The sequence below is a fragment of the Streptomyces sp. NPDC051913 genome (assembly GCF_044593635.1).
Lineage (GTDB): Bacteria > Actinomycetota > Actinomycetes > Streptomycetales > Streptomycetaceae > Streptomyces.
Window position 1 is genome coordinate 141,032 of record NZ_JBIUCI010000011.1, and the last position, 21,091, is coordinate 162,122.

The window sequence follows — 21,091 nt, forward strand, 5'->3', positions numbered from 1 at the left end:
CTTCTGCGTCCCCAGATGAAGACTGTCGCACCACGCGTTCCGTTGCGGTTCGCGGCACGCTTCCGGGCCGAAAAAGGCGTGGCGTACGTCACCACCTGCGGACTAGGCTCCTGCGCTTCGGTGCCTGGCGCGGGTGAGGAGGGCTGTGGATGTGGATTCGGGGCGGTTGTACCTCGCCGTGGGTGTGGGCGGATTCCGACGGTACGCGACGTATCGGGCGGCGACGGCGGCCGGGATCTTCACCAACACGGTGTTCGGGCTGATCCTCGTCTACACGTACACCGCCCTGTGGGACCAGCGTCCGCAACTCGGCGGGTACGACCTCGCGCAGGCCGTCACCTATGTGTGGGTCGGGCAGTCGCTGTTCAAGACGCTCGCCAACGGAGGCGGTGGTGTCGAGGGCGAGCTCATGGAGCGTATCCGCACCGGCGACATCGCCGTCGACCTGTACCGCCCCGCGGACCTCCAACTGTGGTGGCTGGCAGCTGACTTGGGCCGGTCGGCCTTCGAGCTGCTCGCGCGCGGGGTGCCGCCTTTCGTGCTGGGCGCGCTGATGTTCGACCTGGCGCTGCCCACGGACGCGACGACCTGGCTGGCGTTCCTGGTCGCGGTGGTGCTGGCGATGCTGGTGAGCTTCGGCATCCGGTACCTGATGGCGCTGAGCGCGTTCTGGCTCCTCGACGGCACCGGGGTGGCGCAGATGGTGATGTTCGTCGGCTGGTTCTGCTCGGGGATGATCCTGCCGCTCAACGTGTTCCCGGGGCTGCTCGGCGAGGTCGTACGGGCCCTGCCGTGGTCGGCGCTGCTCCAGGCGCCCGCGGACGTGCTGCTGGGACAGGCCGACCCGCTCGGCACGTACGCCTTCCAGGCGCTGTGGGCGGTGCTGCTGCTGACGGCCGGGCGGCTGGTGCAGGGGATGGCGACGCGGCGGGTGGTGGTCCAGGGTGGCTGACCTCGCGCGTGGTCCCGTCGGGATCGACCGGGTGCTGGACGGACTGCGCACCTACCGCATGATCTCGGTCATGTGGATCCGCTCCACGATGGCCTACCGCGCCTCCTTCGCCATGACCACGCTCGGCAACTTCACGGCGACCGCGTTCGACTTCGTGGCGATCCTGCTGATGTTCTCCCGCGTCGACGCGCTCGGCGGCTACACCCTGCCCGAGATCGCCTTCCTGTACGGCCTGTCCAGCGTGGCGTTCGGCCTGGCCGATCTCTGCCTCGGCTCGATGGAGCGGCTGGGACGGCGGGTGCGCGACGGCACCCTGGACACGCTGCTGGTGCGGCCCGCGCCGGTGCTGGCGCAGATGGCCGCGGACCAGTTCGGGCTGCGGCGCCTGGGCCGGGTCACCCAGGGCACGATGGTGCTGGTCTACGCGCTGGCCACGGTCGACGTCGACTGGACGCCGCTGAAGCTGCTGCTGATGCCGGTGATGATCCTCAGCGGCGCCGGGATCTTCGCCGCGGTGTTCGTCGCGGGGGCGGCCTTCCAGTTCGTGGCGCAGGACGCCTCCGAGGTGCAGAACGCCTTCACGTACGGCGGTACGACGCTGCTCCAGTACCCGCCGACGGTGTTCGCGACGGAGCTGGTGCGCGGGGTGACCTTCGTGCTGCCGCTGTCCTTCGTCAACTGGCTGCCGGCCACGTATGTGCTCGGGCGGCCGATCCCGCTCGGGCTGCCGCAGTGGGTGGCGTTCCTGTCGCCGCTGGTCGCGGCGGGGTGCTGTGCGCTGGCCGGGCTGGCGTGGCGGGCGGGGCTCAGGTCGTATCGGAGTACGGGGAGTTGAGGACGGATGGCTGACGGTGCGGACCCGGGCTTCATCGAGCTCGACCGGGTCGAGAAGGTCTTCGAGGTGCGCAAGAAGACCGGGTTCATGAAGCGGGAGCGGCGCGAGGTACGGGCCGTCGACTCGATCTCCTTCCGGGTGGCGCGCGGTGAGATGGTCGGCTACATCGGCCCGAACGGCGCCGGGAAGTCCACCACCATCAAGATGCTCACCGGCATCCTCGCCCCGAGCGGCGGCCGGCTCAGCGTGGCCGGCATCGACCCGTCCCGCGAACGCCGGCACCTCGCCCATCGCATCGGCGTGGTCTTCGGCCAGCGCACGACCCTGTGGTGGGACCTCCCGCTGATCGACTCCTACAAGCTGATGCACCGCATGTACCGCATCCCCGACGCCCGTTACCGCGAGAACCTCGACCGGCTCGTCGAACTCCTCGACCTGGCCGACCTGTTGGACGTGCCGGTACGCCAGCTCTCGCTGGGCCAGCGGATGCGCGGCGACATCGCCGCCGCCCTCCTCCACGACCCGGACGTCCTCTACCTCGACGAGCCGACCATCGGGCTCGACGTCATCTCCAAGGCCCGGGTACGGGAGTTCCTGCGCGAGGTGAACACCGAGCGCGGCACGACGGTCCTGCTCACCACGCACGACCTCCAGGACATCGAGCAGCTCTGCTCCCGGGTGATGGTCATCGACCACGGCCGCCTCATGTACGACGGCCCGCTGGCCGGGCTGCACGAGGCGGGGGACAGCGAGCGGACGCTGGTGGTGGACCTGGAGCGGGAGCTGCCGCCGATCGAGGTCGCGGAGGCCCGCGTGGTGAAGGTGGAGGGGCCCCGGCAGTGGCTGGCGTTCCCGGCCGGGACGTCGGCGGCGCCGCTGGTGGCGAGGATCGCGGCGGAGTACCCGATGGTGGACCTGTCGGTGCGGGAGCCGGACATCGAGGCGGTCATCGCGAAGATGTACGCGGAGCAATCCGAGAAAGCGGTCTCGTAGCCGACGGGCGGGCTAGCTCGTAGGCTGACTCCATGACGGAGGAACTCCCTGAACTTCGCGCCGCCGACGCCGACCGTGAGCGCGTCGCCGAGATCCTGCGGGACGCCCTCGCCGAAGGGCGCCTGGACATGGAGGAGTTCGAGGAGCGGCTGGAGGCGACGTACAAGGCGCGGACGTACGGCGAACTCACGCCGATCACCCGCGACCTGCCGACGGCCCCCGGGGCTGCTCCGGCCGTCAACATGGTGAAAGAGCCTGCGGAGCAGGGGAGTTGGGCCGGACGCGTCACCGGTGGCGAGGGTTCGTCGAGCTGGGCGGTCGCGATTCTGTCCGGGTTCCAGCGCAAGGGCCGCTGGACCGTGCCGAAGCGCTTCAACTGCTTCGCCTTCTGGGGCGGCGGCGAGATCGACCTGCGAGAGGCGAGCTTCGCGGACCGCGAGGTCGAGATCAACTGCGTGGCGATCATGGGCGGGGTGAACGTGATCGTGCCGCCCGGCGTCGAGGTCGTCGTCCGCGGGATCGGCGTCATGGGCGGCTTCGACCACCGTGAGGAGGGCGTGCCGGGCGACCCGGGCGGCCCGCGGGTGATCGTGACCGGGTTCGCCTTCTGGGGCGGGGTCGGTGTCGAGCGGAAGCTGACCCGGGCGGAGCGGCAGGCGCTGAAGGAGGAGCGGCGCCGGCAGAAGCTGGACCGCAAGGAGTCGATGCGCGAGTTGCACGAATCGTTCCGCGACGACGTGCAGGACGCGCACCGACGGCTGATGGACGGGCACCACGACCTGATGCGGGGCCGCAGCGACCGCCACCGCGACCGACGGGACCGCCACCGCGACCGCCACGACAGGCGTGACCGCCGGGACCGCCACGACGGGTACGACGACTAGGGCGACCAGCGCACCGAGGTCGACCGGCGCACCCAGGGCGCCGACGGCGTCTACAGCTCCGCCGGAGCCGCCCCCTTCAGGTCCTCCAGGTCGAAGACCTCCGCCATCCGCGCGTACCCCTTGTCGCTCGGGTGGAGACGGTCCCCGGAGTCGTAGTCCGAGCGCAGCCGGCGCGGGTTGTACGGGTCGCGCAGCGCCTCGTCGAAGTCCACGACGGCGTCGTACACCTTGCCGTCCCGGATCGCGGCGTTGATCTGCTGCCGCACGCCTTCCCGGGCGCTCGTGTACCCGCGGTGGCCCTGGAAGGGCATCAGTGTGGCGCCGACGACCTTGATCCCGCGCGCGTGGGCCTGCCGGACCAGCGTGCGCAGCCCGTCCAGGACCTTCTCCGGGTCGGCGAGCCGCGGGTTGCGCAGGATGTCGTTGATGCCGAGGTCGATGACGACGACCTTGACGTTCGTACGGGAGAGCGCGTCACGGCCGAAGCGCCCGAGGCCGCTCTGGTTGTCGGCGGGGCGGCCGAGGCCGTTGGCGAGGACCTGGTTGCCGCTGATGCCCTGGTTGACGACGCTGTAGCGGGGCAGGTCGCGGCCGGCCTCGATCGCGGTGCGCAGCCGCTGCGAAAGGACGTCCGTCCAGCGGTGGTTGGCGCCCTCGGTGGAGGTGATGCCGTCGGTGAGGGAGTCGCCGAGGACGACGACGGTGCCGTCCGACTCGTTGCTGAGCACGTCCAGCGCGGTGAGATAGCGCCAGTACGGCGTCTCCTGCGCATACCCCGTGCCGGTGGTGTCCTCGGTGAGGTCGCCGTCGGCGACGTACGAGATCTGCCGGGCGTGCGGATGGTAGGTGACCGGCCCGGACGGCGTGGGCGAGTACGTGGTGACCAGGACGTCGCTGTCGTGCGTGACGGTGATGCCGACCGCGTCGCTCATCACCTGGCCGCCCGCCGGGACGACCACGCTCGGGCTGCCGCCGAAGGTGAGCCGCCGCATGGTGTCGACGGCCGCGGCGGCGGTGTCGTCGGCCGCCGCGAGGGCGATCGACGCGTGGGTGATGGTCAGCGGCGACTGGCCGTAGAGATTGGACAGCGTGATCCGGGCACTCGTACCACCGACGGACGTGTGCACCACGTTGCGCACCGAGCGGCCCGCCATGCCCTCGGTCTCGGTGCCGGGTTCGGCACCGGCCGGGGAGGTGGACCAGGCGCCGACCCAGGTGCCGGTGGAGGCCGGGGCCGCGTTGCGTGGGGCGGGGGCCTGGGCGGCGCGGTGCCGTGGGCTCGTGGCGCTGCCGTCGTCGGCGGCGACACCGACGTAGATGGCGCCGGACAGGGCCACGATCAGGGCGATGATCGCCGAAAGCAGGGCATAACCACGTCTTCTGGTCATGCGGTGCGGGTCTCCTCGGGCGGATGGGAGCCCGAGGCTCCGATGTGATCACCTCATGATGCGTCATGCGGTGAGGGGTAGTTGACCGGACCCCCTTGTCCCGATGCCCCGATCAGACAGACGCCGGGAACTCCTGTTCCGTTCCGGGAGTAGGTCAGGAAGGGACAATGTGTGCAGGGGATCACAACGGGCGGAGTGGATCGGACGTGATGGAACGCGCTAATCCGGATGAAACGGATGCCGCTGACGTGAATCAGCATGCCCACCCGGCCACCGCCTCCAACCGCGCGATGGGCACGTTCAGCGCGGCCGACGAGGAGAAGCAGCGCGGCGTACGCCGGATGAAGCTGACGGCGACCGGGCTGCTGCTGTTCGTCGCGCTCGTGTACGTCCTCGCCAAGTGGGCCTCGCACGCGGGCGGCGGCGGCTGGGCGGGCTATGTCGCCGCCGCCGCGGAGGCCGGCATGGTGGGCGCGATGGCGGACTGGTTCGCGGTGACGGCCCTGTTCCGTCACCCGCTCGGCCTGCCGATCCCGCACACCGCGATCATCCCCACCAAGAAGGACCAGCTCGGGGTGTCGCTGGGCGAGTTCGTCGGCGAGAACTTCCTCTCCGAGGACGTCGTACGCGGGCGTCTGCGCGCCGTCGGCATCGGCAGCAGACTCGGCGCCTGGCTCGCCGACCCCGAGCACGCCGACCGGGTCACGGCCGAGCTGTCGGCCGCGCTGCGCGGCGCCCTGACGGTCCTTCGGGACTCCGACGTCCAGGCGGTCGTCGGCGAGGCGATCACCCGGCGGGCCGACGCACAGGAGATCGCGCCCGGCATCGGCAAGATGCTGGAGAGGATCGTCGCCGACGGCGGCCACCGCAGGGTCGTGGACCTGGTGGTGACGCGGGCGCACGACTGGCTGGTCCTGCACGACGAGCAGGTCATGGACGCCGTACAGGGCGGAGCGCCCGGCTGGACCCCGCGGTTCGTGGACAAGAAGGTCGGCGAACGCGTCTACAAGGAGCTGCTGCGCTTCGTGACGGAGATGCGGGACATGCCCTCGCATCCGGCGCGCGGCGCCCTGGACCGCTTCCTGGGCGACTTCGCCGCCGACCTCCAGTCCGACACGGACACCCGCGCGCGCGTGGAGCGGCTCAAGGGCGAGGTGCTCGGCCGGGGCGAGGTCCAGGACCTCATCGCCTCCGCCTGGACCGCCGTACGCTCCATGATCGTGTCGGCCGCCGAGGACGAGCGCAGTGAACTACGGCTGCGGGTGCGGGCGTCGCTGCTCTCGCTCGGGGCGCGAATGGCGGTCGAGCCGCGGCTCCAGGCGAAGGTGGACGGCTGGGTCGAGGGCGCGGCGGTGTACGTCGTCACGACCTACCGGCACGAGATCACCTCCCTGATCACCGACACGGTCGCCGGCTGGGACGCCGAGCACACGACGCGGAAGATCGAGGCGAACATCGGCCGTGACCTTCAGTTCATCCGGATCAACGGCACGGTGGTGGGCTCGCTGGTGGGGTTGCTGATCTACACGGTGTCGCGGCTGCTGGGGGCGTAAAGCCGTCCTCGCCGGGGTACCCGTCGCCGGGTCTCGCTCGACGAGGAGGGAGCCCATGACCACCACAGACCAGGCCGCGACCGGCCGCACCGTCACGACGAACATCCCCGCCCGCCTGGACCGCCTCCCCTGGTCCCGCTGGCACTGGACGATCGTCATCGGACTCGGCACCGTGTGGATCCTCGACGGCCTGGAGGTGACGGTCGTCGGCAACATCGCGGGCCGGCTGTCCGAGCCGGGCAGCGGTCTGCCGATCACCTCGGGCCAGGTGACGGGCCTGGCGGCGGCGCTGTACGTGGCGGGCGCCTGCACAGGAGCCCTGTTCTGGGGCCGCCTGACGGACAAATGGGGCCGTAAGAAGCTCTTCATGATCACGCTGGCGGTGTACCTCGCGGCGACCGCCCTGACGGCGGTCTCCTTCTCCACCTGGTGGTTCTTCACGTTCCGCTTCCTGACGGGCTTCGGCATCGGCGGCGAGTACGCGGCGATCAACTCGGCGATCGACGAGCTGATCCCGGCGCAGTACCGAGGCCGTGTGGACCTGATGATCAACGGCAGCTTCTGGCTGGGAGCGGTCGGCGGGTCCCTGCTGTCGATCGTCGCGCTGGACACCGCGGTCCTGCCGAAGGACCTGGGCTGGCGGCTGACGTTCGCGCTGGGAGCGGTCCTCGCCCTGGTGATCCTTCTCGTACGACGCCATGTCCCGGAGAGCCCACGATGGCTGCTGATCCACGGCAGGGACGAGGAGGCGGAACGGATCGTCACGTCCATCGAGGAACGGGTGGCGGCGGAGAAGGCGGAGCCTCTGGTAGAGCCGGAGGGTGAGCTCACGATCCACCAGCGGCGCAGCGTGAGCTTCATGGAGATCGCCCGGACCGTGTTCTCGGACTACCGAAGGCGCGCGGTCCTGGGCTTCTCGCTCTTCATCGGCCAGGCGTTCCTCTACAACGCGATCACCTTCGGCTTCGGCGCGATCCTGACCAAGTTCTACGACGTCCCTACCGGCAACACCGGCTACTACTTCGCGGTCATCGCGATCGGCAACTTCATGGGCCCCCTGCTGCTCGGCAAGCTGTTCGACACGGTGGGACGCAGGGTGATGATCTCCTCGACCTATCTGCTGTCGGGCCTGCTGCTCTTCGGCACGGCCTGGCTCTTCGGCCAGGGTTCCCTGAACGCCACGACACTGACGGCGTGTTGGTGTGCGGTGCTCTTCTTCGCCTCTGCGGGCGCGTCGAGTGCCTACCTGACGGTGTCCGAGATCTTCCCCATGGAGACCCGGGCGATGTCGATCGCCTTCTTCTACGCCCTGGGCACGGCCGCGGGCGGAATCAGCGGCCCGCTCCTGTTCGCCGACCTCACGGGCACGGGCAAGGTCGGCGACACGGTCCTCGCCTTCCAGATCGGCGCGACGCTGATGTGCCTGGCGGGCCTGGTGGCGGCGGTGCTGGCGGTGCGGGCGGAGCGGAGGTCGCTGGAGGACGTGGCACGTCCGCTGACGGCGGCGGACCCATCTGCTTCCGATGCCGATTCTGCTTCTGCTCTGCGCTAGGGCCTGTCCGGCAGATCATGCCGCAGACGCGGAGCGTCGGCGACCGACGACAACGCGGCAGATGGGCGTGCCAAGCCCCGCGGCCCCGGGATGATCCGAAAGACACGGCCTAGCTGCGGGCAGTCGTGCCGCTGGGGCGGCACGGGTGGGCGCAGGCGGCACCCCGTAAGCGCCGGGCCGCGCGACCCACCCCCGGCCCACCCCGACGCCGGACGGCCTACTCAGCCGCCCCGCGGCGAACCCGGTCCCGTCGACGCAGCAGCAGCAACCCACCCGCGACGGCGCTCACCCCGGCTGCCGCGCTCCAGCCGACGAGGTCACCGGACCCCGTGGCGGCGAGGTCACCGTCCGTGGAGGGGGAGGCGGACGCCGAGGCTGACGCGGCGGTCTGCGGACGCGGGTCGGAACGGGCAGCCGACGCCGATGCCGACGGCTCCACCGCCGCCCCCTTCTCCCGAGTGAACGCCAACGTCCCGAACCCCAGCTGGTCGTACCCCCCACTGTTCGGCCCGTAGTCCCCACCCCCACCCTCAGGCGCGGCCTTCGCGGCGATCTGTGTCAGATACGACGCCGACACCCCCCGCCGCTTGGTGTAGTGGTTGGCGATCATCGCCCAGATGGGTCGCATCATGGCGGGGTCCACCCCGGCGGCCCTGCTGACGGTCTCGGCCCCCGACCATCCGCCCACGGCCCCCTTCCGCCGCGTGTTCGCGGTGAACGGCACCTCCCCACCCATGGTCCACTTCGCCACGTACTGCGCCCCCTTGAGGAACCGGCTGTCGTCGTAGCCGTACAGATCGATCCCCTGGTTCCACGCCATCTCGCAGAACGTGCCCATCAGCCCCACCCCCAGCAGCGCGTGCCCCTGATCCCGCCCGGCCTCCAGCCACTCGGCCAGTCCGTCGTCGTACACCACGGGAATCGCGTTCCTGACCGCCCCCAGCCCGACCCCGCCCTTGAAGTAGTCGACCGCGCGCCCGACTTGGGCCCGGTCGTCGCAGAACACGCCCGTGGCGAGGACGCAGGCCATGTTGGCGAGGTCCCAGTTGGTCCAGTAGTTGGAGTCGACGGCACCGTTGTGCCGGACGAGGAAGTCGTCGGCCGGCGTGCCGAAGACCTTGCTGAGCATCTCCTGGAAGCGCCCGAGGTCGAAGTCCCCGTGCCCGCGCACGAGTTCGGCGGCGTTCGCGAACTGGTACCCGTACAGCCCCGACGCGAGGAACCGGTCGGCGCTCCCGGCGAGCTGGGTGAGCTTCCCCGACCAGGCGTTGAGGATCGCGACGGCGGTGTCGGCGTGGGCGTCGTCGCCGCCGACCTGGTAACGGAGGGCGTTCTGGTAGGCGGCGTGGATGTCGTTGTAGAGGATCGTGTAGTTCTGCGGGCTGCCCGCACCGCGGTAGATCGTCGCCTGGGGATTCGCCACCCACCCGGTCTGCGCATGCCGGTTGGCGGTCAGCTTGGCGTACCCGGCGGTGTAGGGCGCGGCGCCCGCCTTCACCTTCGCCCGCATCCGGGCGAGGTCGGCGGAGGTGTGCAGCAGCCCGGGGTGGGCGTAGGCGGAGCCTGCGGCGCGCGCGGCCGGGGGAGCGAGCAGGGCCGTACCCGTCACGACACCGGCGGCTCCGGTTGCCTTGAGCAGGGTGCGGCGGCTGAACGGCGAAGTCGAAGTCACGGGTGTCATTCCTCGCGTGCCGGTGGCTGGGGACGCAGGGGAGACGCGAGGGTGGGAGCACGGATAACAGAAAGTCCCGAACGACACTGAGGAGCCGCTCCCCTGACAGTCCGCGCCTGGGCTGGATCGTCACCCTCGCCTCCCCGGCCAACCCCACCGCCCAGATCGGCTTCTTCACCGAAGAGTGGGGCGTACGACGCTTCTTCTAACGGACCCGAACGGCCAGGTGGTGAACGTGCTGACGCACAAGCCCTGGCCCGCTCTCAGCCCGCTCGCGGCACCGGCTCCCACTCCGCGCGGTACTCGACATGCATCAGCGGCATCGAACGCTCCAACAGCCCTGACCCCGGATGCAGTTCGGCACACACGTGCCCGTCCCGGCCGGGACCGGTCTCGGCGAGGTCGAAGAAGTCCGCGGCGGCGTCGGCGAAGGGCAGCGCACTCCCGCTGAGTACGAGGGTGTCGGCGGCGGTGGTGAGCCGGATCCGGTCGCGGAAACCGGCGTGGTGGGCGCCAGGCACGGCCTGGTCACGGGGGAGGGCGAAATCGGCCCGCCGGAACTCGACGGTGTGCGCGTTCCCGGCACTCCCCGCCTTCCCCCGGAGCTCCTTCCAGCGGGACGCCGGGACTTGGAGGGAGTGGTGGAGCAGCAGCAGATCACGGGCCCGATGCGGCTCGGGCAGCGCGGCTCCGGCAGGCCGCTCCCCGCGCTGCCGCAGCGGCAGATGGACGAGCGAGCGCGGCGACCGCGCGGCCAGCAGCCAGGCCGCGGCCAGCTCGGCGGCGGCACCCCGGTCCACCCACAGACTCAGCCAGTGCTCACTGTCGTAGCAGACCGCACGCCGCAGCCCGCCGACGCGCAGCACCCGGTACTCCCGCGCCCCGAGCCGCACGCGATGCTCGGTGACCCCGAGGCGCACCCCCTCTTCCCCTCTCAGCCCTGGCGGTCCGCCACCGCCCACGACGCGAGCGCGACGGCCCCCGCCATCCCGAACACGGCGGGCCAGGCGCCCACCTTCTTGGCCAGCGGATGCGACCCGGCGAACGCGGCGACGTACGCGGCCGTCAGCGCACCGGCCGCCTTCCCGCCGGCCTGCTGCCGCCACTGCGTCGCCGCGGCGGCCCCGGCCACGGCCAGCACGGCCCCGCCGAGCTGCCGCTTCCTGGTCCAACGGGCCACGCCGTACCCACCGACGAGCCCGGTCGCCGCGACGACCGCGCTGGGGACCTTGGCCATGCCTGCCTCCTGGTGATTGTTTCCGCCCCCGAGGCTAACTCCGGCACCGGGAGGCGAGCCGTACCTGAGTCGAGGGTTGTCAGGTTTCCTCCTTCGAGCTATATAAGAAGACGTAAGGGCATCGCACCCAGTTCCTGAGGAGAGGAGTGACCCGTGATGCTCATGCGTACCGACCCCTTCCGCGAATTCGACCGCCTCGCGCAGCAGGTCTTCGGCGCTACCCGTCCGGCCGCGATGCCGATGGACGCCTACCGTTCCGGTGACGACTTCGTCGTCCACTTCGACCTGCCCGGCATCGACCCCGAGACGATCGACCTGGACGTCGAACGCAACGTCCTGAACGTCCGCGCCGAGCGCCGTTCCCCCGCCCCCGAGGGCGCGGAGCCGATCGTCGCCGAACGCCCCACCGGCACCTTCACGCGCCAGCTCTTCCTCGGCGACACCCTCGACACGGAGCGCGTCGACGCCTCGTACGAGGCCGGCGTCCTGACCCTGCGCATCCCCGTGGCGGAGCAGGCCAAGCCGCGCCGCATCCAGATCACGGGCGGCGACGGCGGACGCAGGCAGCTGAGCAACTGAGCAGCTGAGCGCGCCCGCCCGCACGGGCACACGATCAGTACCAGGACCAGGAGGAAACATCCGGTGGTGAAGAGAAGCTGGGCCGAACTGGTGGACGCGGTACGGGAGTCGGGCCAGTACCCGACCCGCACCGAGGCGGAAAGCGTCACCCGCGTCGTCCTGTCCGCCCTCGGCGGCCATGTCACGGGCGACGAGCGCGTGGCCCTCGCCAGGGCGCTGCCCGAGCAGGCGGCACGCGTCGTCGCCGCCCAGATCCCGGCGACCCGCCCCCTGACGGCGGCGGAGTTCGTGGAATCGGTGGCGGCCCGCATCGAGGGCGCGACCACGGCGACGGCCCGCTGGGACGTCAGCTCGGTACTCAGCACGCTCCCGCGCTGGGCGGGCGACGCGCTGGTGGACCGCATCCTGTCCCAACTCCCGCAGGGATACGCGCTGTTGTTCGGCAGGGCGGAGCTGATGCCGACAGCGTGAGTGCCCCTACTGGGCTTTGCCCGCACGGTTCTTGTGCCGACTTCGGGCGCGCATCTCCGACACATACCCCGCGGCGATGACGCATCCGGCACCGGAGAGGGCGAAGCCCAGAAGGGCGGGGTTGAGATACCCCGGCACGTCCCCGTTGTCGTAGCTCCCGCCGTCACTGGTCTCGCACACGAACCCGAGCGGGAGGTACGACACCGAGTAGTCGACGATCTCCACACCCCGCTCGTGCCGCTCCCACCAGCCCGCCGTACGACACGACTGCGGCGGCGCCGAGTCCGTACCCCCGTCCTCAGCGGTCAGCACGGCCCCGAAGACGATCAACAACCCCCACGCACAGAGCGCCGCGGCCACGGCACCGGCCAAGGCGCCGAGCCCCCGAAGAAGGGTCGGCAGCTCGGCCCGCCGTACCCCGCGCTCGGCGATCCGCCCGCCCCCGTACCCGGCGAGCGCGAAGGCGACGACCGCCGCGACGACGACGAACAGCAGATTCAGCAGTGCCATCGTGCCGCGCCCCCCTGTTGTGATCGACTGACTGACAGACAGCCGAGTCCAGCAGTGCCGTCCGCTTACGGCAGTGGCGGAGCCCACAGTTCCGGCAACAGGACGGCTACAGGGGGAGCCACATGAACCACGTGACGATGCAGGACGGCACGAGCATCGCGTACCGGGACCACCCCCACCCCTGTCTCTGTTTCCCGATCAACCCCGCACGATCCTGCTCCTGCACGGCCTCGCGGGGCACCTGGGCGAGTGGGACGCCCTGACACCGGGCCTCCTGGCCGCCGGCTTCCGCGTGGTGTCGTACGACGCACGCGGCCACGGCGCGAGCACCCGCCGCCCGCCTACGGTGAACAGGGCGGCGCATGTCGCGGACGCGCGGACGCTGATCCAGGAGCTCGGGCTGAGCCGCGTGACAGTGCTCGGCCAGTCCATGGGTGGCAACACGGCGATGCTGCTGGCGTCGGCGCATCCGGAGCTGGTGGTGTCCCTGATCCTGGTGGAGGCGGGCCCGGGAGGCCCGAATCCGGCCGTCCCGACGCAGACAGCGGCCTGGCTGGACAGCTGGCCGACGCCCTTCACGTCCCTCGCGCAGGCGGAGACCTTCCTGGGCCACGAGGCATGGGCGCGGAGCCTGGAGCAACGCCGGGACGGCTGGCACCCCCGCTTCGACCGGGACACGATGATCGCCACGATCACGGAACTGATGGCGCGGGCGTACTGGCTGGAGTGGGAGCGCCTGACCTGCCCGACGCTGGTGGTGAGAGGCGGGAAGGGAACGCTGCCGGCGGGAGAGGCGGAGGAGATGCTGAGGCGCCGCCCGAAGGGAACCCGGCTGACGGTGGTCCCGGACGCGGGTCATGACGTACACCTGGACCGCCCGGAGCAGCTCCTGGAGGCCGTCACGAGGCCGTACGCGCGACGGCCGGCGCGATGACGCACGCGCCGGCCGTTCACGACTGGGGTACCGCAGCGGTCCAGATGTCAGAGCTGGCCGGACTCGGAGATGGTGATCTTCGCCGAGGTCCTGCCGTTGCCCGAGCCGAGCGCCTCGATCTTCTTGACGAGCTTCATGCTGTCCTCGTCGGCGACCTCGCCGAACACCACGTGCTTGCCGTCGAGCCAGCCCGTCACGATCGTCGTGATGAAGAACTGCGAGCCGTTCGTGTTCGGCCCGGCGTTGGCCATCGACAGCAGGCCCGGACGGTCGTGCTTGAGCTTGAAGTTCTCGTCGGCGAACTTCTCCCCGTAGATGCTCTTGCCGCCGGTGCCGTTACCCGCGGTGAAGTCACCGCCCTGGAGCATGAACTCCGGGATGACCCGGTGGAAGGACGACCCGGCGTATCCGAAGCCCTTCTCGCCGGTGGCGAGGGCACGGAAGTTCTCGGCCGTCTTCGGGACGACGTCGTCGAAGAGGTTGAAGTTGATACGGCCGGCGGGCTCGTCGTTGATGGTGATGTCGAAGTAGACCTTGGTTGTCATGGTTCTATCCTGCACTGTCCGACTTGGAGATCGTTTCCTTGGTCGAGGTAGAGCTTCCAAGCCTCAAGCCACCCCGAAGCTCTGACTACGTTGCGTAACTGAATAGCATCGCAACGTGAGGGGCAGTCTCTCAGGCCAGCACGGGGCAGTCCAAGCAGCGGACAGACCGATGAGCCTCAGTCGCGCTGGGGCTGCCTGCAAACTCGGAGAAGCCGCCGCTGTCATTACGGTACACAAGACCAATTCCATGCTCGGTGAGCAAGTCGCGGAGGTCCTCGCGGGGGAGTGCGGGAGCTAGCACCATCAAGTGGAGGGGATGATCGGGAACTGCGATTTTCAAATGGTGCTCTGCGTGCAGGAGTTGAGCAAGCGCCTGAGTGATGGACTCGGCTGCCACAGTACCCGTGGGTTGGTACACCGTGTGATTCGTCTGGTTGTAGATCTCGAAGGAAAGCTGATCTGTCGAGTTTTGCAGCATGAGCTCCATCTGCCCGATGTCCATCCCGGCCGAGGTCTCATGCGCCTCGAAGGCCTCCGCCAAATCGTCGCGGAGTGCTTCGATTCGGGTGACGTCGGTCTGAGGCTGTCGCTGACGCCTCCTGCGTCGATACGTCCGAGCGATGCTGCCTGCGGTCCGCTGGAACTTGATTCGGGATCTGGGCGCCAGGGGGAGAGTGTCGGAATCGTCCCGTATATAGGGGCCAGTGGGGCGCAGTCGGAAGACAATAACGTTGCGGTCGTCTTCTAATTCATCTTTGGCTTCCCGTATGTCGTACGGTCTGTGCTCATCAACCTTAAATTCCCCTATGTACTTGTGTGTTCGCCTGCCGGTCCCCGGAACGTTGCCCACAGCGACGAAGACATGCAGAGTGCGGCCCATACTTTTGTGTTCGAGGATGGCGCCATTTCCGCCGTCTAAGGTCTGATTGCCACGCTTCCCTGCTCCGGTGTAGGTAAATATAGGGCCGAAGGCGTCTTCTTCGCTGAGCCATCCGTCTCGGTACCCGTAGCGCTTGCCTATTTTGCTATCGGAGAATATGAGAACGTTCCGTTTCTCCTTGGCTGGGCAGATTCCGGCGAAGCCGCTGCCGCCGAGTACGGGGTGGATCTGCGCGCGCGTGAGGATGTCGCCAGGAGCGAACCCGGCGGGAGGCGTCGTCATGATCAGAGGCTAATGGTGTCCGAGCCCGTGGAGTGCTGGGAGTGGCCCAAGTTGTCTGGGTGGCCGTTGTGGTTGAGCCACATCCGGGCGAGGATGGCGTGGTGAGTGAGGTGACAGGGACAGTCGTCGCGGCAGTAATCGCCTTCGCTGCCGCAGTCATTGGTGCTGTCATCGCCGGGGTGTATGCCAAGCGCGGGGCTGAGGCTGGTGGGCGTAAGGCAGTTGAGGCGGCGTTGGCTGGGGTGCATGGCCAGGCCGCGGCGGAGCACTGGCAGTGGGTGCGTAGCCAGCGACATCAGGCGTTCGCAGCTCTACTTGACGCTTATGCCGTCGTGGATGAAGCAGTTGTCCGCATCGCGCCTGAGGTGCGGGCTGGGGCTGGACTTGATGAAGCAACTGGGCGCGAACTGCGAGAGCGCACTATCGAACTTAAGGCGAAAACTAGCCGGTTGGCCCTTTGGGGGCCAAACGAGGTGTACCAGCTCGCTCATGCTCTATCGCGCAAGTCGGTGGCGGTAATAGGCGTTTTGATGCAGGCGGCGGGTGCAAGTTCGGCAGGCCTGACCGTGGACTGGTCCAACTTTGACCATGCTCGAGACGAAATGATCCGGTCCTACGCGGCTTTCCTTGGACGCGCGGGAGAAATAATTCGCGACCCCATGCAGCCGGTCAGCTAGCGGTTTTTTCGTGCCCAGATGCCAGAGTTCGTATGAAATTCAGCCATGTGGTGGTCCTCACCTTGAGGTGATGGTCGGAGGCCACTTTGGAGTCGCGTACTGTGACCGTTTCAGCGAGAGCAGCCATTTCCAAGCACTCGCCCCCCATGCCATTGCTGTAGCTGCTCCTGCGCCACCGAACGCTCGACGGTTGGGTCATCGGGAGTGCTCCTCCAAGAGTGTGGTGATCAGCGTGGCCGATCGCTGCGGGCTGAGAGCCAAGGCCCTTAGGTGGTCGAACGCCTTTGTATAGAGGGTCACGTCCTTGGGCTCTTCAAGGTAGACCGAGTCGCTCAGGCCCTCTCGATAGACCAAGTCTGGGTCTTCCTGCTCCGGGAAGCCGAGGACTGTGAATGACCCTGTCGTCGGGTAGGCGCCCGCGTCGAACGGCAGGACCTGGACGGTCACGTTCCTCAACTTCTGGATTTCCAGCATACGTTCGAGTTGGCGCCCCATGACCTGCCGGCTGCCGACCGTGTGGAGCAGCGCACTCTGATGCACGACAGCCCACAAGTCGGGAGCGGCCTCGCTGGTGAGTAGTTCTTGGCGTCGCATGCGGACGTCGACCATGGCCTGAATGTCTTCGGGCGTGTGGTCAACCCATGCGCGACTCAGCTCGGCCGCATACTCGCCGGTTTGCAGCAGGCCTGGGACGAACTCGGCTTGGTAAGTGTGCAGGTGGGAGGTCGCCTGCTCAAGGCCGACGTACACCGAGAACCACGCAGGGATTGCATCGCCGTGTGCGTGCCACCACCCCTTCGTCTTGGACTCCTTGGCGAGTGACTTCAGGAGGTCGCGCAACTCTTCGGTGGTCGCGTAGAAGCGGCATAGGGCGTCTACGTCCGAGGGCTGTACGCGCCCCTGTCCCGTCTCCATGCGGCTGACCTTGGAACTGCTCCAATCCAGCTCTTTGCCGACCTGGCTACAGGTCAGGCTGCTCTCGTCGCGCAGCCGCTTGAGCTCAATCGCGAGACGACGTCGACGAGCTGTAGGGGATCCGGCCATACCAACTCCTCGTGCGGTAGCGGATGTTCCATCCCATCGGAAGGGGCGCGAAAGTCCAATCACCCTAAAGAGGGAATCCCTTCATGCATGTTGCACGAAGGGACAGTCGCTGCGAATCTCTCACTGAGAGTCATCAACTCATGCTCGATGTGCTACAGAACGTGTGGGAGGCGACCGAGGTGATCTACGTGAGTGACTGCGTTAGACGAGAGCCCTGGGTGCATCTGTTCGCCGCCCAACCAAGAGAACTCTCTGAACTGAGACGGATGTTGAAGATTCGGCTCATTCTGTGGGGGCTGCCGGACCACGTGGAGGTGGCGCAGCTCTGCGTATCGGAGCTGGTAACGAACGTCATCCGGCACATCGGCGAAGGGACACCCGCGACACTACGCATGGGTTTCCGTGAGCCCTATCTGCGCCTGGAAGTGGAGGACCCAGATACGCGCGCACTGCCCACCTTGCTTGCAGCAAGCAGCGCGCTGGAGTCGGGCCGCGGGATCGCGCTCGTTGACGCCCTGACGGATCACCGCTGGGGTGTGTTCCTTCGCGAGGACTCGAAGGTGGTGTGGTGCGAGCTTGCTACCACCGATGAGCCCGCCACCCAGGATCAGAAGGGTGGCCCTGGAGGAGCGCGGGCTGAGGCGCTTCTCAACCTGTATGGATTGTGGCAAACCCCGCAGAATAGAGCCCTGTTCGGCGAGCGAAGCATGCTGAGTGGGGCAGCGGCAGAAGAAGCTGCTATTGGGGTCATGGCCGACCTGCTGCATTGGCTGCATGCACACGGCTATGACCCCGACGAGGTACTCGACCGGGCCCAGACTCACTTTGAGGCAGGGCTCAACGAGGTGGTTTGAGCGGTGAGTCGGCTAACCCGCGGTGATGCCCGAGTACGACCAGACATCCGCAGGCAGCTCGTGGTGGAGACGCCAGGTGATGGCCATGGGCTTACTGCCCTCGTGTCGGACGAAGGTTGCTGGGCCGATCAGCATCCATGGCTGAGCTTTGCCGATGTCGGTGTCCTTGTAGCGCCGCATGAACATCAGCACATGACTTCCACGTTGCTCATGCTGTTGGTAGCGCAGCCCCGTGGGTGAGGTGTCGGCGATCGGGCTCTGTGACTCCCAGTGGAACAGGGTCGGAGTGAGCGCATAGTCCTTGTAGCGGACGGTGGGGGAGAAGTCCTTCTCGTTCTTCTCGAGAGTGATCAGCAGTGCGTCCGTCTGGTTCTGCTCGTCCCACAGGACACCTTGCGCGAAGGAACCGGGCATCTGGCCGCCGAGGCGGGCGACCCCCAGCGCGGCCAGAATCTCAGAGCGGTTGTAGGCACTGTGGACCTTCAGTGGGAGGTGCGCGTGCGGGCCATCCAGAGGGATGGGGAAATGGTCAGCCTGACCCATCACATGGTCAAGCACCTGCCGCAGTTCGTCGCGGAGGGCTCGCTGCTCGCGGAGGGAATCCAGTCCCTGCGCGTAGGAAGTGAACCCACCTGCCTTGTCCCAGAGGTTGAAGAACAGCATGCGCGCGTACGTTTTATCCCTCGGCTCCAGGGACTCGTATGTCGGCGCATCATCGCTCAGTAGGCGGGTGTACGTCTCAGCCCGCTCAAGGTCATCGACGTGCAGAAATGCATGGACGCGCTTCAACAGGTCCTCCTCACCGGGCTGGTCAGCGTGGCCAGCCAGACCGGCGCGGCGTAGAACGGACGTCCAGGAGTTGCTTGACTTGTACAGCTCCCTGATCTCGCGGCGACTTTCGCGGAGATAGTCCGCGAGGCGGGGGGTATCGAAGGCCTTGGCTTCCTTGGCGAGGGTTTGGATGGTTGCCTTAATTTGAGTGCGGATGTTGTCCAGCACCAGGTCTTTGGACTTGCCCTCCAAGATGATCTGGCAGCCCGACGGCAGCAGAGGGAAGTCACGCTCGACGTGCTCAAGCAGCCGGTTGCGCGTCAGGTTGGTCATCGCGCGGAACTGTTCCTCGAACCGGAACTCAGCCCGATGCTGACCGATGAAGTCGAGCACGGTGAGCACCGGCTTGTCGGGGGTGCGGCGCAGGCCTCGACCAAGTTGTTGAAGGAAGACGGTGGCACTACCAGTCGGACGAAGGAGAAGCAGCGTATCGACGTCGGGGATGTCCAAGCCCTCGTTGAAGAGGTCTACAGAGAAGACGACTTGGATCTCACCCGCTTTGAGCTGTGCCAGTACGCGATCACGCACTTCGGGCTTCGACGCGCTATCCAAGGCTTCGGCCTCAAAGCCCGCATCTTGGAAGCACTTAGCCATGAAGTGGGCGTGCTTACGGCTGACGCAGAAGCCGAGCGCTCTCATGCGCATCGGGTTGGAGACCTTATCTCTCACCTGCTTGATGACGATGCGGGCGCGAGCATGGTCGGCGGAGAACAAGTCGCCGAGTTGGCTCTGATCGTATGTCCCAGATCGCCAGTTGAGGCGGCTGAGGTCTGTCCCGTCGGGCACCCCGAAATAGTGAAACGGGCAGAGCAAGTCGTTGTCGAGGGCTTCCCACAGCCGCATCTCGGCTGCGATCCGTCCGTTGAAGAATTCATCCTGGACGTTGAGGCCGTCGGCACGCTCCGGAGTAGCGGTCAGACCGAGGAGCTGCTTCGGCTTGAAGTGGTTGAGCACACGGCGATACGTAGTAGCCGTGGCGTGATGGAACTCATCGATGACGATGATGTCGAAGTGTTCCGGATCGAACTGGTCGAGTCGCTGGTCCGTAAGGGACTGCACGCTGGCGAAGACATGCTTCCAGTCACGCGGCAGCTCGCCGCTGAAGAGAGGTTCGCCGAAGGATGCGTCATCGAGCACTTCGCGGTACATGCGCAGCGACTGCTTAAGGATCTCTTTTCGGTGCGCTACGAAAAGGAGCCTCGGGTACTGCTTGCCGCCCCACTCCCGATGTAGATCGCGGTAGTCAAGGGCAGCCATGACAGTCTTGCCGGTGCCTGTGGCGGCAACGAGCAGATTGTGTCGGTGACCGCGAACGTCCCGCTCGACACGCAGCCGCTCCAACATATCCGCTTGGTGCGGATGCGGTCGTACCTCTAGGCCAGAGAGGCTGATCTTCAAGTCCTCACCGGACGTCGACCCGCCTGCCAGCCCCAATGCCTCATCCAACTTGCGGGCGTCGCGATCGGGGTCGTATGACTCGAAAGCGATGTCGTTCCAGTACGCGTCGAAGGTGGCCTCAAACTTGTTGAGTACCGCTGGAGTAGCCACAGAGGACAGGCGCACGTTCCACTCCAGGCCGTCGAGCAACGCAGCCTTCGAGAGGTTAGAACTGCCGACATAAGCCGTGTCGAAGCCGCTCTGACGTCGAAACAGCCAGGCCTTCGCATGGAGGCGGGTTGAGCGGATCTCGTAGTTGACCTTGACCTCAGCGCCAAAGTCGCGGACGAGTCGGTCGAGTGCATGACGGTCGGTGGCACCGATATAGGTGGTGGTGATGACCCGGATGGGGACACCGCGTTCCGCGGCGGCACGGAGCGAGTCTTCGAGTACACGCAGTCCGTACCACTTCACGAAGGCGCAGAGCAGATCGATACGGTCCGCTGTGGCTAGCTCAGCACGCAACTCACTACCAAGGTTCGGGTCCTCGGGGGAGTTGGTAATGAGGGCGGTCTCCGAGAGCGGTGTGAGCGGGCGTATCGCGTAAACACCCGGTGCCTCCTTCTCGGCCAGGGCGAGGAGTTGGCGAGGTCCCTCGGCGATCAGCTCGGGGGCTTCGGTAGCGGCGAGGTCGCCAGGTGCAGCGGCAAGTGACTCGATGATTTGGTTGGCTACGGCGACACGCTTGTCCTGGGGTAGCTGGCTGAGTCGCTGCCTCACCGCCCGGCCGATGTGCCGGGCAAGTACATGGGGTGACGATTCTTCGCTGACCTCGTCATCGACGGCTTTCCAGCCGGCTGCGTTCAACTGCTCCATCTGCTCGTCCATGCGCTGGGTGACGAGTTCCTCGTAGACACCCGCGACAGGCTGCGACAGATCCCCCGGCTGAGCCACGCTGCGTTCCCCCATCCCTCATGTGGACCCTCACGTACAGCAGTGGATCTGTTGTAGCAGGTGGCGTTAATGGGGTGGTTGCCCAAC

The 21,091-nt window shown here is 67.5% G+C and carries 21 protein-coding genes and 1 pseudogene; 12 read left to right on the top strand and 10 right to left on the bottom strand.

Annotated elements, in window-relative coordinates; all coding sequences use genetic code 11:
* Positions 1-151 precede the first annotated feature (151 nt).
* The 4 genes from ACIHIX_RS30435 to ACIHIX_RS30450 are packed head-to-tail and all read left to right on the top strand — an operon-like array spanning position 152 to position 3,664.
* Positions 152-952 (top strand): ABC transporter permease, encoded by an 801-nt coding sequence (locus tag ACIHIX_RS30435; protein WP_399961990.1) that lies wholly within the window; start codon positions 152-154, stop codon positions 950-952.
* On the top strand, positions 945-1,787 hold the full coding sequence (locus tag ACIHIX_RS30440; protein WP_399961693.1) for an ABC transporter permease: 843 nt from the start codon (positions 945-947) through the stop codon (positions 1,785-1,787). The genes ACIHIX_RS30435 and ACIHIX_RS30440 overlap by 8 nt, the downstream gene beginning before the upstream one ends.
* 6 nt (positions 1,788-1,793) lie before the next feature.
* On the top strand, positions 1,794-2,780 hold the full coding sequence (locus tag ACIHIX_RS30445; protein ID WP_399961695.1) for an ATP-binding cassette domain-containing protein: 987 nt from the start codon (positions 1,794-1,796) through the stop codon (positions 2,778-2,780).
* Between the two features lie 32 nt (positions 2,781-2,812).
* Positions 2,813-3,664, top strand: a complete 852-nt coding sequence (locus ACIHIX_RS30450; protein ID WP_399961697.1) for a DUF1707 domain-containing protein — start codon at positions 2,813-2,815, stop codon at positions 3,662-3,664.
* A 50-nt stretch (positions 3,665-3,714) separates the two neighbouring features.
* On the opposite strand, the gene ACIHIX_RS30455 is transcribed toward ACIHIX_RS30450, so the two are convergent.
* Positions 3,715-5,052 carry an SGNH/GDSL hydrolase family protein gene (locus ACIHIX_RS30455; protein ID WP_399961699.1) on the bottom strand — a complete coding sequence of 446 codons (1,338 nt, stop codon included), beginning with the start codon at positions 5,050-5,052 and terminating at the stop codon, positions 3,715-3,717.
* A 167-nt stretch (positions 5,053-5,219) separates the two neighbouring features.
* Here ACIHIX_RS30455 and ACIHIX_RS30460 point away from each other — a divergent pair, with 167 nt between their 5' ends.
* Together ACIHIX_RS30460 and ACIHIX_RS30465 are read left to right on the top strand one after the other, a co-directional pair.
* Entirely contained in the window at positions 5,220-6,605 is a 1,386-nt protein-coding gene (locus ACIHIX_RS30460; protein WP_399961701.1) for a DUF445 domain-containing protein, read from the top strand.
* A 55-nt stretch (positions 6,606-6,660) separates the two neighbouring features.
* A complete protein-coding gene (locus ACIHIX_RS30465) occupies positions 6,661-8,157 on the top strand; it encodes an MFS transporter (RefSeq protein ID WP_399961703.1) in 1,497 nt (498 codons plus the stop codon).
* Positions 8,158-8,374: 217 nt separating this feature from the next.
* Here ACIHIX_RS30465 and ACIHIX_RS30470 read toward each other — a convergent pair whose 3' ends face one another.
* Positions 8,375-9,838: an alginate lyase family protein gene (locus tag ACIHIX_RS30470; RefSeq protein ID WP_399961705.1), complete on the bottom strand. Its 1,464-nt coding sequence runs from the start codon at positions 9,836-9,838 to the stop codon at positions 8,375-8,377.
* A gap of 107 nt (positions 9,839-9,945) precedes the next feature.
* On the opposite strand from ACIHIX_RS30470, the pseudogene ACIHIX_RS30475 reads away from it, so the two are divergent.
* Positions 9,946-10,076 (top strand): annotated as a pseudogene (locus ACIHIX_RS30475) (glyoxalase); the annotation flags it as partial.
* A 16-nt stretch (positions 10,077-10,092) separates the two neighbouring features.
* On the opposite strand, the gene ACIHIX_RS30480 reads toward ACIHIX_RS30475, so the two are convergent.
* Both ACIHIX_RS30480 and ACIHIX_RS30485 read right to left on the bottom strand, forming a co-directional pair.
* Positions 10,093-10,749: a hypothetical protein gene (locus ACIHIX_RS30480; protein ID WP_399961707.1), complete on the bottom strand. Its 657-nt coding sequence runs from the start codon at positions 10,747-10,749 to the stop codon at positions 10,093-10,095.
* 14 nt (positions 10,750-10,763) lie between these two features.
* Positions 10,764-11,066: a hypothetical protein gene (locus ACIHIX_RS30485; RefSeq protein WP_399961708.1), complete on the bottom strand. Its 303-nt coding sequence runs from the start codon at positions 11,064-11,066 to the stop codon at positions 10,764-10,766.
* Between the two features lie 156 nt (positions 11,067-11,222).
* On the opposite strand from ACIHIX_RS30485, the gene ACIHIX_RS30490 reads away from it, so the two are divergent.
* Both ACIHIX_RS30490 and ACIHIX_RS30495 read left to right on the top strand, forming a co-directional pair.
* Positions 11,223-11,645, top strand: a complete 423-nt coding sequence (locus ACIHIX_RS30490) for an Hsp20/alpha crystallin family protein (protein ID WP_399961710.1) — start codon at positions 11,223-11,225, stop codon at positions 11,643-11,645.
* A 63-nt stretch (positions 11,646-11,708) separates the two neighbouring features.
* On the top strand, positions 11,709-12,116 hold the full coding sequence (locus ACIHIX_RS30495) for a DUF2267 domain-containing protein (protein WP_399961712.1): 408 nt from the start codon (positions 11,709-11,711) through the stop codon (positions 12,114-12,116).
* Between the two features lie 6 nt (positions 12,117-12,122).
* Here the strand turns inward: ACIHIX_RS30495 and ACIHIX_RS30500 are convergent, their stop codons facing one another.
* Positions 12,123-12,626 carry a hypothetical protein gene (locus ACIHIX_RS30500; RefSeq protein WP_399961714.1) on the bottom strand — a complete coding sequence of 168 codons (504 nt, stop codon included), beginning with the start codon at positions 12,624-12,626 and terminating at the stop codon, positions 12,123-12,125.
* Between the two features lie 73 nt (positions 12,627-12,699).
* Between ACIHIX_RS30500 and ACIHIX_RS30505 the strand changes: the two genes are divergently transcribed.
* Positions 12,700-13,560: an alpha/beta fold hydrolase gene (locus ACIHIX_RS30505; protein ID WP_399961716.1), complete on the top strand. Its 861-nt coding sequence runs from the start codon at positions 12,700-12,702 to the stop codon at positions 13,558-13,560.
* Between the two features lie 47 nt (positions 13,561-13,607).
* Here ACIHIX_RS30505 and ACIHIX_RS30510 read toward each other — a convergent pair whose 3' ends face one another.
* On the bottom strand, positions 13,608-14,105 hold the full coding sequence (locus tag ACIHIX_RS30510; protein ID WP_399961718.1) for a peptidylprolyl isomerase: 498 nt from the start codon (positions 14,103-14,105) through the stop codon (positions 13,608-13,610).
* 130 nt (positions 14,106-14,235) lie between these two features.
* Positions 14,236-15,267, bottom strand: coding sequence for a hypothetical protein (locus tag ACIHIX_RS30515; RefSeq protein ID WP_399961720.1), 1,032 nt, complete (start codon positions 15,265-15,267; stop codon positions 14,236-14,238).
* A 41-nt stretch (positions 15,268-15,308) separates the two neighbouring features.
* Between ACIHIX_RS30515 and ACIHIX_RS30520 the strand changes: the two genes are divergently transcribed.
* Entirely contained in the window at positions 15,309-15,944 is a 636-nt protein-coding gene (locus ACIHIX_RS30520; protein ID WP_399961722.1) for a hypothetical protein, read from the top strand.
* Here the strand turns inward: ACIHIX_RS30520 and ACIHIX_RS30525 are convergent.
* Together ACIHIX_RS30525 and ACIHIX_RS30530 are read right to left on the bottom strand one after the other, a co-directional pair.
* Positions 15,937-16,143: a DUF397 domain-containing protein gene (locus tag ACIHIX_RS30525; protein WP_399961724.1), complete on the bottom strand. Its 207-nt coding sequence runs from the start codon at positions 16,141-16,143 to the stop codon at positions 15,937-15,939. The genes ACIHIX_RS30520 and ACIHIX_RS30525 overlap by 8 nt on opposite strands.
* Complete coding sequence (locus tag ACIHIX_RS30530) at positions 16,140-16,988, bottom strand: helix-turn-helix domain-containing protein (protein WP_399961726.1); 849 nt, start codon at positions 16,986-16,988, stop codon at positions 16,140-16,142. Before ACIHIX_RS30530 ends, ACIHIX_RS30525 begins: the two co-directional genes overlap by 4 nt.
* A gap of 140 nt (positions 16,989-17,128) precedes the next feature.
* Here ACIHIX_RS30530 and ACIHIX_RS30535 point away from each other — a divergent pair, with 140 nt between their 5' ends.
* Complete coding sequence (locus ACIHIX_RS30535) at positions 17,129-17,842, top strand: ATP-binding protein (RefSeq protein WP_399961728.1); 714 nt, start codon at positions 17,129-17,131, stop codon at positions 17,840-17,842.
* 12 nt (positions 17,843-17,854) lie between these two features.
* Here ACIHIX_RS30535 and ACIHIX_RS30540 read toward each other — a convergent pair whose 3' ends face one another.
* The gene (locus ACIHIX_RS30540) at positions 17,855-21,019 is read right to left on the bottom strand and encodes a DUF3427 domain-containing protein (protein WP_399961730.1); all 3,165 of its coding nucleotides are present in this window, start codon (positions 21,017-21,019) and stop codon (positions 17,855-17,857) included.
* Positions 21,020-21,091 lie beyond the last annotated feature (72 nt).